Genomic DNA, 14,685 nt, shown 5'->3' with positions numbered 1-14,685 from the left:
ACCGTACGCAGCACAGCACAAGGGCCGCCGGGCGCACGAAGTCCGGCGGCCGGGGCGGAGAGCACGACATGGGGAGCACACGGTGAAGCCACGGGCCACGGTCACGACCGACCCGGACCGCACCTCCGACGGGGCCGACGCCCCGGCCGGCGGCGGCAGTGAGGGCCGGGACGGAAGCGGCACACGGACGGACAGGTCCCGCGCGATCGGCACGCGCGGACCCCGTACGGCGAAGAAGGCGAAGAAGGGGTCGGCGAAGAGCGGGCCAACGGGAACCGGACCGCAGCTCGGCGGCATCACCTGGCGCCAACGGCTGTACCGCGACCGCACCCTGGTGCTCATGACGTTGCCGGCCATCGCGCTGTTGCTGATCTTCAACTACATCCCGTTGCTCGGGAACATCGTGGCCTTCCAGGACTACGACGTGTATGACCTGGGCATCACCGGCAGCCCCTTCGTCGGCTTCGACAACTTCACCCGGATCTTCGAGGACTACCGCTTCTGGGAAGTCCTCATCAACACCCTGGTCATCTTCGTCACCCAGCTCGTCCTCTTCTTCCCCATCCCGATCGCCATCGCGCTGCTCCTCAACACGATCATGAGCGCGCGGGTCCGGGCCTGGGTCCAGGCAGTCGTCTATCTGCCCCACTTCTTCTCGTGGGTGCTCGTCGTCACCGTGTTCCAGCAGATGTTCGGCGGTGCGGGACTCGTCGCCCAGTGGGCGCGCGACCACGGTCACGAGGGCTTCGACCTGATGACCAACCCGGGCTTCTTCAAGTTCCTGGTCTCCGCCCAGGCCGTGTGGAAGGACGCCGGCTGGGGTGTCATCGTCTTCCTCGCCGCGCTCGCCGCCGTCAACACCGATCTGTACGAGGCCGCCGCCGTCGACGGCGCGGGCCGCTGGCGCCGGATGTGGCACGTCACGCTGCCCGCCCTGCGTCCGGTCATCGCGCTCCTGCTCGTCCTGCGGGTGGGCAGCGCGCTCAACCTCGACTTCGAGCAGATCCTGCTCCAGCGCGATCAGGTCGGCTCCGGGGCTTCGGAAATCCTGGACACCTACATCTGGTGGACAGGCATCAAAACCGGCGACTTCGGCTACGCGGCCGCCGCCGGCGTCTTCAAGGGACTGTTCAGCGTCGCCATGGTGCTGGGTGCCAACAAGGTCGCCCACATGCTGGGCGAGCAGGGGGTGTACTCCAAGAAATGACAACTCTCCTGGAACTTGAGAAGGACCCGGCAGAGCCCGCGCCGCGCGCGGAGACTCCGCTCCAGCGCGCCCTGCGGATGGAACCCCGGCCCGTGTGGGAGGAGGAGCCGACCAAGGCTGGTCTCGCCTTCAAGGGGGTCGGGCTGGTCGCGATCTGCGCGATCGTGATCATCCCGATCTGGGTGGTGCTCGTCACCAGCCTCTCGGACACGAAGGCGATCAACGACGCGGGCGGCCTGGTCGTCTGGCCGAAGAGCATCACCTTCGTCGCGTACAAGGAACTCCTCAGCGGTGGCGCGGTGACCCGCGCGGCCGCCGTGAGCGTCGGCCTCACGGTCGTCGGCACGGTGGTCAGCATGGTCGTCTCGATCCTCTGCGCGTACGGGCTCAGCCGCCGCGACTCGTACGCCCACCGTCCGCTGCTGATGACCCTGATGGCGACGATGTTCTTCGGCGCCGGCCTCATTCCCACGTACCTGCTGGTCACGGGCATCGGGCTGAGCGACAGCTACTGGTCGATGATCCTGCCCAGTGCGATCAGCGTCTTCAACGTGCTGGTGCTGCGCGGCTTCTTCATGGACACCGCGCCGGAACTCATCGACGCGGCCCGCATCGACGGCGCCGGCGAGTGGCGCATCCTGCTCCAGATCATCATGCCGCTGTCGCGTGCCGTGATCGCCGTCATCTCGCTGTTCTACGCGGTGGGCTACTGGAGCCAGTGGTTCAACGCGATGCTCTACATCCAGGACAGCGACAAGTACCCGCTGCAGATGATCCTTCGCCAGTTGGTCCTCCAGCACCAGGTGCCCCCGGGGGCCATGGGCGCGGCGGTCAGCAGCGGCGCGATCAACAGCCTCGCCGTGCAGATGGCGGTCATGATCCTCGCGCTGATCCCGGTCGCCGTCCTGTCCCCGTTCGTCCAGAAGCACTTCCAGAAGGGCATGCTCACCGGCGCCGTGAAGGGCTGATCCGCGGCACGGCCCCCGCTCGGGGCCGCCTCGCGGGCTTCCCGGGACCGGCCCCCGCTCTTTCGTCCCCTCCCCCTTGTCCGGAAGGTGTTCTCGCCATGCGCGCTTCCTCCTCGCCCACGCCCAGTCGCAGAACCGTGCTCGCGGGAGCTGCCGTCGCCGCGGCCTCAGTGGCCCTGCCGGCCGCAGGCCCCGCCGCGGCCGCGTCGAAGCACCACTCGGACGCCGCCTCCGAGCCCCACCGCTGGCGGACCGCCGCGATCGGCGGGACGGGATTCGTCACCGGCGTGCTGTTCCACCCGTCGGTCAAGGGCCTGGCCTACGCCCGTACCGACATCGGCGGCGCCTACCGCTGGGATGGGCGCAAGGCCCGCTGGACGCCGCTCACCGACCACCTCGGCTGGGACGACTGGAACCTGCTCGGCATCGAGGCCCTGGCCGTCGACCCGGCGCACCCGGACCGCCTCTACCTGGCCTGCGGCACGTACGCCCAGTCCTGGGCGAGCCCCGGTGCGGTGCTCCGCTCCGAGGACCGGGGTGCGACGTGGCAGCGGGCCGACCTGACGGTGCGTCTGGGGGCCAACGAGGAAGGGCGAGGCGCCGGCGAGCGGCTGCTCGTGGATCCCCGGGACAGCGACACGCTCTGGCTCGGCACGCGGCACGACGGGCTGCTGCGCTCCACCGACCGGGGCGCGACCTGGGCTCCGGCCGACTTTCCCGCGACCGCGTCGGCGAGCGGCCAGGGCGTGACGTTCCTCGCCGCGGCCGGCCGGGCGGTGTACGCGGGCTGGGGCGACGGAGGCAGCGCGCTCTACCGGACGGACGGTTCGGGTGGCTGGGAGGCCGTACCCGGGCAGCCGGCCGGGAGCGCGGCGGCGAAGGTGCCGGTCCGGGCCGCGTACGACGCCCCCGGCCGGGCGCTGTACGTCACCTACGCGGACGCGCCGGGCCCGGGCGGCCAGTCCGACGGGTCGGTCCACCGGCTCGACACGGTGACGGACACCTGGAGCGAGGTGACCCCGGTGAAGCCGGACGCCGCGGCCGGTGACGGCTTCGGGTACGGCGGTGTCGCGGTCGACGCGCGCCGCGCCGGCACCCTCGTCGTCACGACCAACAACCGCTGGTCGCAGATCGACACGGTGTTCCGCTCCACCGACGCGGGCGCCACCTGGACCTCCCTGAAGGACACCGCGGTCCTCGACGTCGCGGAGACCCCCTATCTGCGCTGGGGCGGCGAGTCGGCCAAGTTCGGCTGGTGGATCCAGGCCGTGGCCGTCGACCCGTTCGACTCGCGGCACATCGTGTACGGGACCGGCGCGACGATCTTCGGCACCCGCGACCTCGTCCACTGGGCCCCGGAGATCCGAGGGCTCGAAGAGACGTCGGTACGGTTCCTGATCGCCCCGCCCGGAAAGGGCGCCCGCCTCCTGAGCGGCCTGGGCGACATCGGAGTCATGTACCACGACTCGCTGACGGCCTCCCCCTCGCGCGGCATGGCGTCGAACCCGGTCTTCGGCACGGCCACCGGCCTCGCCCTGGCCACGCTCAAGCCCTCGTACGTCGTACGGACGGGCTGGCCTTCGGGCTCGACGTCCGCCGGGGCGTCCTCGGACGACGGCGGCCGCACCTGGCAGCCGTTCGCCGCCCAGCCGGAGATCGCCGCCTCGGCCCCCGGGCCGGTCGCGGTCTCCGCCGACGGGGCGGTCCTGCTCTGGTCGTTCGTCCACTGGGACGGCACCAAGTACCCGGCCCACCGCTCCACCGACGGCGGTGCGAGCTGGACCGAGATCGCCACCTTCCCCAAGGGGGGAGCCCCGGTCGCCGATCCGCTCGATCCTCGCCGCTTCTACGTCTACGACACGGACACCGGAGCGGTCTTCCACTCCGCCGACGGCGGGGCGACGTTCGCCCGCGGCGCGGCCGGACTCCCCTCCGGCGACGTGCAGTTCAAGATCGCGGCGGCGCCCGGCCGCAGCGGCGACCTGTGGCTCTCCGCGAAGGACAACGGACTGTTCCGCTCGACGGACGGCGGGCTGACGTTCACGCCGGTGGCCGGCTGCCAGGCCTCGCACGCCCTGGGCTTCGGCAAGGCCGCGCCGGTCACGGGCCGCAAGCGCCCGGGCGCGGGCTACCCGGCGGTCTTCCAGACGGGCCGGGTCTCCGCGACGCACGACGGCGTGGCGGTGCTGCGCTCGGACGACGCGGGTGCCACCTGGGTCCGGATCAACGACGACTCCCACCAGTGGGGCTGGACCGGCGAAGTCATCACCGGCGACCCCCGCGTCCACGGCCGTGTCTATCTGGGCACCAACGGCCGCGGCATCCAGTACGCAGAACCCGAATAAGGAAGAAGAGACGCCATGCCGTCCCTGCGCGACGCAGCCCGTGGCCGCATCCTCTTCGGAGGCGACTACAACCCCGAGCAATGGCCCGAGGAGGTGTGGGAGGACGACGCCCGGCTGATGAAGGAGGCCGGGGTCAACTCCGTCACCCTCGGCGTCTTCTCCTGGGCGAAGATCGAACCACGCCCAGGTGCCAGGGAGTTCGGCTGGCTGGACCGGCTGATGGACCTGATGCACGCCCACGGCATCGGCGTCGTGCTGGCCACCCCGACCGCGTCCCCGCCGCCGTGGATGGGGGCGCGGCACCCGGAGACCCTGCCGCGCACGGAGGACGGCTCGGTCGTCTGGTACGGCTCGCGCCAGCAGTTCTGCGCCAGCTCCCCCGTCTACCGGCGCTACGCCGCGGCCCTCACCGAGGACCTCGCGGCGCGGTACGCGGACCATCCGGCGCTCACCGTGTGGCACATCAACAACGAGTACTGCACCCACTGCTGGTGCGACGAGACCGCCGCACACTTCCGCCGGTGGCTGCGCACCCGTTACGTCACGGTCGACGCGCTCAACGAGGCGTGGGGGACGGCGTTCTGGAGCCAGCGCTACGACTCCTGGACGGAGATCCTGCCGCCGCGCAAGACGCAGTACATGAAGAACCCGGCGCAGGTGCTGGACTTCAAGCGGTTCACCTCCGACGCGCTCATGGAGTGCTACGTCGCGGAGCGCGACATCGTGGCCCGGCACACTCCGCGCATTCCGGTGACGACGAACTTCATGCCGCTGTGGTCGGGCCAGGACGCCTGGGCCTGGTCGGCCGAGGAGGACATCGTCTCCGTCGACATCTATCCGGACCCCAGGGATCCGCAGGGCGGCCAGTACAACGCGATGCTCGCCGACATGACGCGCTCGCAGGCCGCAGGCCCGTGGATGCTGATGGAACAGGCGGCGGGTCCGGTCAACTGGCGGGGCGTCAACCACCCCAAGCCCGAGGGCCTGAACCGGCTCTGGTCACTGCAGGCCGTGGCGCGCGGCGCCGATGCCATCTGCTACTTCCAGTGGCGGCAGTCCCGGCAGGGCTCGGAGAAGTTCCACTCCGGGATGCTCACCCACGCCGGCGAACAGGGCCGCACCTTCCGCGAGGTCAAGCGGCTGGGCGCGGAACTCGCCACGATCGGCCCGGCCGTCGGCGGCAGCGACGTGCCGGCCGACGTGGCGATCCTGCACGACTGGGACGCGTGGTGGGCGGGCGCACAGGAGGGCAGGCCGTCCTCGCTGCTGGACTACACCGAGGTCGTGCAGCGCTGGCACCGGGCCCTGTGGGAGAACGGTGTGGTCACCGAGTTCGCCCGCCCGGAGGCCGACCTGAGCCGGTTCAAGGCCGTCGCCGTTCCGCATCTGTATCTGCTCAGCGACGCCTCGATCGACAATCTGGTGGCGTACGCGCAGGGCGGCGGGACGCTGGTCTGCGGCTTCTTCAGCGGGATCGCGGACTTGGACGACCGCATCAGGCCGGGCGGCATGGACGCGCGGCTGCGTGAACTGTTCGGGATCCGCACGCTCCACGAGTGGTGGCCGCTGGACGCGGGCTCGGCCGTGGCGTGTGACGGCTTCGACGGCACCCTGTGGTCGGAGGAACTGGAGGCCGCGGAGGGCACCGAGGTGGTGGCCGCGTACCGCGACGGCGAACTGGCCGGGCTGCCGGCGGTGCTGCGCAGGGGCAGGGCCCGCTATCTGTCGACGCTGCCCACGCCGGTGGCGCTGCGCGGGCTGCTCGGTGACGTGGTCCGGGAGGCCGGCGTGGAGCCGGTCCTGGCCGGCCTGCCCGACGGCGTGGAGGCGGTCCGCCGCGGCGACCTGCTCTTCCTGCTCCACCACGGGCGGGACACCGTCTCCGTGGCCGTGCCGGGCACCCACGAGGACCTGCTGACCGGCGAGAAGGCGGTCGACCGGGTGGAGCTGGGCCGCCACGGCGTGGCCGTGCTGCGGAGCGCCGCTCCATGACCGACCGCACCCACATCGACGGCACGTGGGAGCCGCGCCCCGCCGCCCGCTGGGAGGACGCCTTCCTCGGCGGCAACGGCCGGCACGGGGCGATGGTGTACGGGGACCCGGCCGACGACCGGGTCATCGTCAACCACCACACCCTCGTCCGGCCCAACGGCAGCGAGCACCTGCGTCCGCCCGAGCTCGCGGGCCGGCTGGACCGGCTGCAGAGCGCGCTGCTGGCCGGGGACACCACGGCCGCCGAGGCGTTCGGGGCGGGGCGGCCGCTGGTGTGGGTGCAGCCCTTCCACCCGGCGTTCCAGACCAGGATCCGGCCCGTCCCCGACGCGTCACCCGTCCCCGACGGCTCGGAACCACCCCCGGGCTACCGCCGTACGGTCGACTTCACCACGGGTGAGATCACGGCCGTGTGCGAGGGCCGGCACAGTCAGGTCTTCGTCTCCCGCGCCGACGACGTGATCGTGCAGTACGTCACCGGCCCCGGGCTCGCGGTGGACCTGGTCCTGGACCACGCGCTGCCGGGCGCCCCGCCGCGCCTGGCCGTCGGGCGCAGCACCGTGCTGACGCCCGGCGGCGGCCGGCTGTCGCTGCGGGTGGGCTACCCGGACAGCGAACTCGCCTACACCGGGGTGACCGTGATCCGGGCGGACGGCGGCAAGGTGTCCGTCGCGGGCGAGGGAATCAGGATCGAGGGGGCCCGGAGCCTCCTGCTCCTCACCCGGGTACAGCGCCACGCGGGCAGCCTGGACCTCGCGGCGGAGTGCGCCGCGCTGCCGCAGGACGACTACCCGGCACTGCTCGCCCGGCACCGCGCCCTGCACACCCCTGCCTTCCGGCGGGCCTCCCTGACCCTCGACGCAGATCCGGACGAACGCGCTTTGCCGGGCAGCGAGTTGCTACAGCGACCGAGCAGCCCCGCACTGCTGGAACGGCTGTTCGCGGCGGGGCGCTACCACCTGTACTCGGCCTCCGGCGTCCTGCCGCCCCGGCTGACCGGCCTGTGGACGGGCGACTGGGACACCGCCTGGTCCGGGGCGTTCACCACCAACGCCAACCTCAACCTCCAGATCGCCTCGGCGGCCGCCGCCTCGCTGCCCGAGGTGTCCCAGGCCCATGCCGCTCTGGTGTACGGGCAGTTGGCCGACTGGCGGGACAACGCCCGGGCGCTCTTCGGTGCACGGGGCCTCGTCGCCCCGTCCCACACGGACGGCGAGTCCGGCCACACCCGCCACTACCAGCGCGCCTACCCGCTACACCTGTGGACGGCCGGTGCGGACTGGCTCCTTGAGCCGCTGATCGAGCACGCCGAGACGAGCGGGGCGACGGACCCCCGGCTCGTGGGCGCGCTGCACGAAACCGCCCTGTTCTACGAGGACTTCCTGACCCGCGCCGCTCCGGACGGCACGGTGGCGATCGTTCCCTCGTACTCGCCGGAGAACCGGCCGGCCAACGCGAGCTGGGGGACGGTCAACGCGACGATGGACCTCGCGGCGGCCCGTCACGCGCTCACCGCGTCGGCCGACCGCTCCCCCACCTCCGCGTCCTCGGCCCGGCGCCGGGCGCTCGCGGACCGGCTCCCGGCCTACCGGGTCAACAAGGACGGCGCGCTCGCCGAGTGGGCGTGGCCGGGGCTGGAGGAGACGTACGACCACCGCCACCTCAGCCACCTCTACCCGGTGTGGCCGCTGGACGCGATCAATCCGTACGACACCCCGGAGCTCGCGACCGCCGCGCACCGCGCACTGGAGCTGCGCGGATCGGAGAACGACTCCGCCCACGGCCATCTGCACCATGCGCTGATCGCCGCACGACTGCGGGACGGCGCACGTGTCTCGGCGGCACTGGAGGCCGTACTGGCGGGCGACTTCTTCCACGACTCGCTGATGAGCGCCCACTACCCGTCCCGCAACGTCTACAACGCGGACGCCGCCCACGCACTGCCCGCGGCGGTCATCGAGTCGCTCGTCCAGTCGACACCCCACCGGCTGGTCCTGCTGCCCGCACCCCTGACCGGCTGCCCGAGCGGCGAACTACGCGGTGTGCGAACCCGGTTCGGCGCCGCGCTGGATCTGCGCTGGTTCGCCGACGGCACCGCGACCGCGGTGCTCCGTCCCGCCCGTGACGCCCGGATCGACCTCCGCACGGGTGACGGGCACACCTTCACCGATGCCTCCGCCGGAACACCGCCGGCCCCGCTGGAGCTGACGGCCGGCGTGGACCGCGTCCTCGAACTGGGGCCACGGTAGCGCTCCCCCACACCATGGAAGGACAACCATGGCACCACGTACCCGCACCCTCAGCAGGTTCGTTCTGGCCCCGGCAACGGCGGTCGCGGCCCTCATCGGCTTCGCCGCCGCCCCGGGCTGAGCCGTACGCACAAGAAGCCGGCCCCCGCTCGGGGACCGGCTCGTGTCCACGCTGTCGCCGTCCGCTACCGCGGGGCGGGCCCGGTGCTCTCCCGTACCGTCAACTCCGGTGCCAGCAACTCGACTTCGTCCGTTCCGCGACCGGAGAGCTTGGCGACGACCTGCTCGACCGAGCGGCGCCCCATCTCCTGCGCGGGGATGGCGACGGAGGTGAGCCGCACCGAGGCCTGGGAGGCCACCTGCTCGGGGCAGATCGCGACCACGGACACGTCCTCGGGCACGGCCCGGCCCTGCTGCCGCAGGAGGTTGAGCAGCGGCTCCACCGCCGACTCGTTCTGCACGATGAACCCGGTGGTGCCGGGGCGCTCGTCGAAAATCCGCGACAGAGTCTGCGCCATCGCCGGGTAACCACCCTCGCAGGGGCGGTGCAGCACACGCACGCCGGTCTCCTGCGCCTTGGCTCGTATGCCGTCGACCGTCCGCTCGGCGAATCCGGTGTGCCGCTCGTACACCGCGGCCGCCTCGCCGATCACGGCGACCTCGCGGTGGCCGAGACCGGCGAGGTGTTCCACGCAGAGCGCCCCGGTGGCCTCGAAGTCGAGGTCCACACAGGTCAGCCCGTCGGTGGCGGCGGGGAGTCCGATGAACACGGCGGTCCGGTCGGTGTCACGCAGCAGCGGCAGCCGCTCGTCGTGGAGCTCGACGTCCATGAGGATCATCGCGTCGGCGAGCGAGCTCCCGGCGATGCGCCGCACCGCCGCGGGCCCCTCCTCGCCGGTGAGGAGGAGGACGTCGTAGCCGTGGGTGCGGGCCGTGGTGGCGACCGCGATGGCGATCTCCATCATCACGGGGACGTACATGTCGGTGCGCAGAGGCACCATGAGCGCGATGATGTTCGACCGGCTGCTGGCGAGCGCCCGCGCACCGGCGTTGGGGTGGTAGCCGAGCTGCTGGATGCTCAGCTCCACCCGCTCCCGGGTGGTCACCGAGATGGACCGCTTCCCGCTGAGGACATAGCTCACCGTGCTCGCGGAGACTCCGGCGTGCTGCGCGACCTCGGCAAGGGTGACCATTCAGCTCTCCATCAAGGGACGTCGTCGGACAGCGGCGCGGAGACCGGCCTGAACCGGCAGTTCCGGTGAGATGTGGCGAAGCGCTTCGACTTCATCCGTTTCGCCTATGACGTGTACGGATGATGCGAGCCTAGACCCGCCTGCAAGGAGTGTCCAGACCACTGTCGAAGCGCTTCGACTCAATGTGTCGCGGCAGCCGTTCCGGCTACCCGCCACGATATGCCCGCCACCCGGTTACGAACATCAGCGGGACCGGCGGGAGCGGGGCAGTGGAGCGGCTCAGGGCGCCGACGGGGTCCAGCCGCCGAGCCAGTCGGCGACCGCCTGCCCGGCCGCCCCGCCGTCGCTGAGCTGCGGCCGGGGAGGACCACGAGGGGCCTTCTGCGGGTGGTACGGCTCATGAGGGGACCTCAGAAGAGACAGAGTGAGTCAGTCAGCGCGATAGCGGCCGTCCGGTTGCCCTCTCAGTTCTGCCGGGGCAGAAGTTCCGCCTCGAATCGGTCCAGGAAGGAATCGAAGGACCGGCCCCCTGCGGAATAGACGACGAACTTGCTGAGACCGGCTTCGGTATAGCAGTCCAGCAGCCGGTGCAGTTCCGGCCACCCATCGGCGACGAGATCCCGTGGGTCGCTCTCCGGAGCGCGTCGGTGAATCACCTCGGCCAGCTCCTGCGGAATTCCGTTCTCCGCCACGGTGACACTGATCCCGAAGTGGTCGGGCTCGATCTCCCGCCCCGCTTCCGCCGCCGCGGCCTGAATCGCCTCGCGGGCCCGAGCCGCCGCTTCGGGCGTGAGGAACGACCCGAGCCATCCGTCCCCGTACCGCCCGACCCTGCGCAGACCCGCGGGTGCGCTGCCGCCGAGCCAGATGTCCAGGGGCTTGTCGGGCAGCGGCCCGATCCGCGCGGCATCGACCCTGAGGAACTCCCCTTCGAACCCTACGACTTCGTCGCTGAGCGAGGCCCGCAGCAGCTCCAGGGACTCGTCGAACAGCGCCCCGCGCCGTCCCTCGGGTGCGGGGAACAGCTCGCGCTCGCCGGTCCGGGCGGGCTGGAGCCCGAACACCGGGAGCACGCGCCGGGACGAGAGCCCGGCCAGGGACGCCAACTGCTTGGCGACCAGGACCGGATGCCGCCCCGGGAGCACCGCGACCGACGTACCGACCTTGAGCCGGGTCGTCCTCGACAGGGCGTGGGCCATGCCGACGAAGGGGTCCACTGCCTCCGAGTAGATGTGCTCGGACAGCCAGAGCGAATCGACACCGTCGTCTTCGAGTCGGTCGACGATCCGGCTGAAATCCGACAACAACGAACCTGCACCGAGCCCGACTCCGAAGCGGATCTTCATGACGACCACACTACGCGCGCCGCCTGCCGATCGGATTCAGGCGTTGAGTAGAACGGGAAAGGCCTCCATGTCGTTCTGCGTCATCACGGGAAGCTTGCGGATGTCGGCGTCCGGCACCGCGAGCCGCAGTTCCGGGAAGCGCCCGAAGAGCGCCGGCAGGGCGATCCCCGCCTCGACACGGGAGAGCGCCGCACCGGGGCAGATGTGCGGACCGTGGCCGAAGGTGATGTGCCGGATGGGGGTGGTACGGGTGATGTCGAACGCGTCGGCGTCGGAACCGTGCTGCTTGGGGTCACGGCCGATCACCCGGTAGGAGATGACCACGCCCTCGCCCTTGGCGATGACACCGTCACCCACCTGGATGTCCTCAGTGGCGAAGCGCATCAGCAGGTGGGTGGTCGGGGTGTCCCACCGCAGCGTCTCCTCGATCACGGTCTCCCAGGAGACCTCCCCGTCGAGGACCATCCGCAACTGGTCGGGGTGCGCCAGCAGGGCGCGTACGGCATTGAGAATGAGCCCGATCGTGGTCTCGTGCCCGGCCGCGACCATCGCCTTGAGGTTGCCGATCACCTCTTCCTCGGTCAGCGGCTCGCCGCCCTCGTCGGCGAGGATGAGCGCGGAGGTCAGGTCGTCGGTCGGCTGCGCGGTCTTCTCGCGTACGAGCCCGGCGTAGAAGACGTCCAGGTCGGCGAGGAGGGCCAGGCGTTCGTCCTGCGGGGTGAGCATCGAGAAGAAGGCCTTGTACTGACGGGTCAGCATGGCGTTCGAGGCGGGGTCGACCCCCATGAGCATGCCGACGACCCGCATGGGCAGCGGCTGCGCGAACACGGACTTGAGGTCGACGACCGCCCCGTCCTTGCCGCCCTCGGCCAGCGCGTCAAGCAGTTCCTCGGTGAACTTCTCGATGTCGGGGCGTATCGCCTCCAGCCGGCGGGGCGTGAGCGCCTGGGAGGTCTTGGTCCGCAGCCGCCGGTGCTCGTCGCCGTCGACGGTGAACATGGAGCGGCCGGCGTCGATCATCCCGATGAGCGGCCACTCGTGCGTCACCTCGCCCTTCTGCCACAGGCTCCAGGCGTTGAGGTCCTTCACGAGCCGTGAATCGAGCAGGAGTTGCCGCGCGTCGGCATGCCGCGTGAGGGCCCAGGCCGGTACGCCGAGCAGCTCGATCCGGGCCAGCGGACCGGCATCGCGCAGGCGCGTCGTCTCACCGTCCAGGTCCTGGACCATCGGGTCGATGACGACGGTCCCGCCGTTCTTGGCTGCTGCCTGGGCGGCGGCGTGGGGGCAGTTCACGAGAGGTCTCCTGTCGTACGAACGGGGGTGAACCGAACGGGGAGCGAGGTGGTGCCACGCAGAAACGCGGAGGGCCGTCGTTCGAGATCGTCGACGGGGACGGCGAGCTGGAGATCGGGCAGCCGGTCGAGCAGGACCTCGATGCCGGTACGGGCGATGATCTCGGCGATCTCCTGGGCCGGGAACGGGCACCGGTACTCGCCGTGACTGAAAGCGAGATGGGCGCCGTTGCCGCCCTGCGCGGGCGCTCCGGTGCCGGACAGGCCCTGTCGGATCAGCGGGTCGGTGTTGGCGGCGCCGAGCCCGAGCAGCAGCATGTCCCCGGCCTTGATCCGCTGCCCGCCGAGCTGGGTGTCCCGGACGGCCCAGCGGCCGGCGAGGATCTGGGTGGGCGTGTCCTCCCACAGCACCTCGTTCATGGCCTCGCCGATGCTCCGCCGGCCTCGGGCCATGGAGTCGGCGAACGCGTCCTCGGTGAGCATCAGCCGCAGGGAGTTGCTGACCCAGTCTGCGGTGGTGAGGTGCCCGGCGGCCGTGATGGCCATCAGGTCGAGCATGTACTCCTCGTCGGTGAACGCCTCGGGGAAGGCGAGCATGCGGGAGGTCACGTCGTCCCCCGGCACGGCCCGCTTCGCGGCCACCAGCCGGGCCATGTGTTCCCCGAACCGCAGATGGGCGCTCTGCGCGTCGGGGCCGCCGTCGGCGAGGTCCTTCAACACCTGGGCGATGTCGGCGCCTTCGTCGTCGGGGAACCCGACCAGACGGGCGAGGACGAGTACGGGGAGGGGCTCGCAGAAGTCGGCGACGAGATCGGCCGTGCCACGGCTGCACACGTCGTCGATCAGCCGGTCCGCCAACTGCTCGCAGTGGCTGCGGATTTCGAACGGGTCAGCACCTTCGAGGGCCGGTCCGACCATGCGCGCGTGCCGTCGGTGTTCCTCCCCCGCGCTGAAGTAGATGGAGGGCAGGGGTCGCCCCACCATCGGCAGCAGGGGCCAGTCGTCGGGGATATGGGGCCACTGGTTCCACAGTCCGACGTCGCGCGGGAACAGCTCGCCGTCGCTGGTGACTTGGTGGAGCTCCCGGTACCCGATGACCAGCCAGGCGGGGAAGCCGCCCGGCAGCTCCACGGGGACGACGGGCCCGTGATCACGCCGCATGGCGCGGTACACGGCCTGCGGTTCGGTCTGGAACCCGGGCCCACCGAGCGGCACGGCACCGGCGTGAGCCGGACAGTCGGGGGGCGGAGAAGGAGAGGGCGGCGCGGGCTCTGTGGAAGAAGGGCGCGTCATGAGTCCTGACTCCTGTGGCGACAGCTGAACGCGTCAAGATCATGCGATCAACGCATGTTCACTATAAGGATTTTGTGTGACCTCGGAACGGTCAACAGCGATCAATCCCACGCCATGAACGGAACAACAGGACGACATCTCAGCACAATTACTGAGCATCGCGATGTACCGCACGAGCTCACCGAGCGGCCGCGACGGGACGGACTACGCCAGAGAGGCACGCCCCCCGGCACAGGCGCCCTCGCACAGCTCGCCGCCCTCCAGCCCGACGTTGACCAGCCCGGCAGCACCCCCGGCCCTGGCACCGGCTCCCCCACCGTCGCCGTCGCCGTGCACGAGCTTCAACGCATGCCAGCGCGCCAGCCAGTACACCCGCCCGCGGTGGCCGGCGAGGGTCTCCCGCAACGCTCCGGGAGCGTGCGTCCACACTGCGGGGAGGCCGCCCGCGTAGTCGAAGGCGGCCCGCAGTTCGACCCACCCGTCGTCGCGGACGTCCCCGGAGGTGAGCAGGATCTCGACGGCCTGCCCCGGCTCCTGGCGGCACTTCTTGGCGTGGATCCAATGCACGCGGTGACCCGCGGCGTAACGGGAGCAGTCGTCGCTCCGCACGGAGTCGTTCTGGGTGAGATGACGCAGCATGGTGAGGTTCGCCTTCCGGGGTGTGGACCCCGGATGCCCTGCACCGCGGTCCGCTGTTCCCCGTACCCTTCGCACGGGGCAGGTCGTCACCCGGAGCACCCGCAGCGGAGCGGGGTGCCGTCCAGCAAGCCGGGGCTGTGCACTGGAACTCATGACCCGAA

General features: G+C 71.1%; 10 protein-coding genes and 1 riboswitch. Of the genes, 5 read left to right on the top strand and 5 right to left on the bottom strand.

The window, feature by feature from the left end:
* The first annotated feature begins 82 nt into the window (after positions 1 to 82).
* The 5 genes from ACIBJG_RS21490 to ACIBJG_RS21470 all read left to right on the top strand — a co-directional run bounded on the left by ACIBJG_RS21490 (position 83) and on the right by ACIBJG_RS21470 (position 8,761).
* The gene (locus tag ACIBJG_RS21490) at positions 83 to 1,207 is read left to right on the top strand and encodes an ABC transporter permease (RefSeq protein ID WP_399309437.1); all 1,125 of its coding nucleotides are present in this window, start codon (positions 83 to 85) and stop codon (positions 1,205 to 1,207) included.
* Complete coding sequence (locus tag ACIBJG_RS21485) at positions 1,204 to 2,175, top strand: carbohydrate ABC transporter permease (RefSeq protein ID WP_399309435.1); 972 nt, start codon at positions 1,204 to 1,206, stop codon at positions 2,173 to 2,175. The genes ACIBJG_RS21490 and ACIBJG_RS21485 overlap by 4 nt, the downstream gene beginning before the upstream one ends.
* 98 nt (positions 2,176 to 2,273) lie before the next feature.
* On the top strand, positions 2,274 to 4,520 hold the full coding sequence (locus tag ACIBJG_RS21480) for a 1,4-beta-glucanase (protein ID WP_399309433.1): 2,247 nt from the start codon (positions 2,274 to 2,276) through the stop codon (positions 4,518 to 4,520).
* A 15-nt stretch (positions 4,521 to 4,535) separates the two neighbouring features.
* Positions 4,536 to 6,512: a beta-galactosidase gene (locus ACIBJG_RS21475; RefSeq protein WP_399309431.1), complete on the top strand. Its 1,977-nt coding sequence runs from the start codon at positions 4,536 to 4,538 to the stop codon at positions 6,510 to 6,512.
* Positions 6,509 to 8,761, top strand: coding sequence for a glycosyl hydrolase family 95 catalytic domain-containing protein (locus ACIBJG_RS21470; RefSeq protein ID WP_399309429.1), 2,253 nt, complete (start codon positions 6,509 to 6,511; stop codon positions 8,759 to 8,761). The genes ACIBJG_RS21475 and ACIBJG_RS21470 overlap by 4 nt, the downstream gene beginning before the upstream one ends.
* Before the next feature lie 185 nt (positions 8,762 to 8,946).
* On the opposite strand, the gene ACIBJG_RS21465 is transcribed toward ACIBJG_RS21470, so the two are convergent.
* The 5 genes from ACIBJG_RS21465 to ACIBJG_RS21445 form a co-directional block, all read right to left on the bottom strand.
* Positions 8,947 to 9,954, bottom strand: coding sequence for a LacI family DNA-binding transcriptional regulator (locus ACIBJG_RS21465; RefSeq protein WP_399309427.1), 1,008 nt, complete (start codon positions 9,952 to 9,954; stop codon positions 8,947 to 8,949).
* 464 nt (positions 9,955 to 10,418) lie between these two features.
* Positions 10,419 to 11,300 carry a TIGR03854 family LLM class F420-dependent oxidoreductase gene (locus tag ACIBJG_RS21460; RefSeq protein ID WP_399309425.1) on the bottom strand — a complete coding sequence of 294 codons (882 nt, stop codon included), beginning with the start codon at positions 11,298 to 11,300 and terminating at the stop codon, positions 10,419 to 10,421.
* 36 nt (positions 11,301 to 11,336) lie between these two features.
* Positions 11,337 to 12,593: a cytochrome P450 gene (locus tag ACIBJG_RS21455; protein ID WP_399309423.1), complete on the bottom strand. Its 1,257-nt coding sequence runs from the start codon at positions 12,591 to 12,593 to the stop codon at positions 11,337 to 11,339.
* Positions 12,590 to 13,885, bottom strand: a complete 1,296-nt coding sequence (locus ACIBJG_RS21450) for a cytochrome P450 (protein ID WP_399309421.1) — start codon at positions 13,883 to 13,885, stop codon at positions 12,590 to 12,592. The genes ACIBJG_RS21455 and ACIBJG_RS21450 overlap by 4 nt, the downstream gene beginning before the upstream one ends.
* Positions 13,886 to 14,089: 204 nt before the next feature.
* On the bottom strand, positions 14,090 to 14,524 hold the full coding sequence (locus ACIBJG_RS21445) for a hypothetical protein (protein ID WP_399309419.1): 435 nt from the start codon (positions 14,522 to 14,524) through the stop codon (positions 14,090 to 14,092).
* A 47-nt stretch (positions 14,525 to 14,571) separates the two neighbouring features.
* Positions 14,572 to 14,681: riboswitch (SAM riboswitch) on the bottom strand.
* Between the last annotated feature and the right edge of the window lie 4 nt (positions 14,682 to 14,685).

It is taken from the genome of Streptomyces sp. NPDC050422 (assembly GCF_044458665.1).
GTDB lineage: Bacteria > Actinomycetota > Actinomycetes > Streptomycetales > Streptomycetaceae > Streptomyces.
The sequence above is the reverse complement of the archived record's forward strand: the minus strand, read 5'-3'. Positions and strand labels throughout refer to the sequence as shown.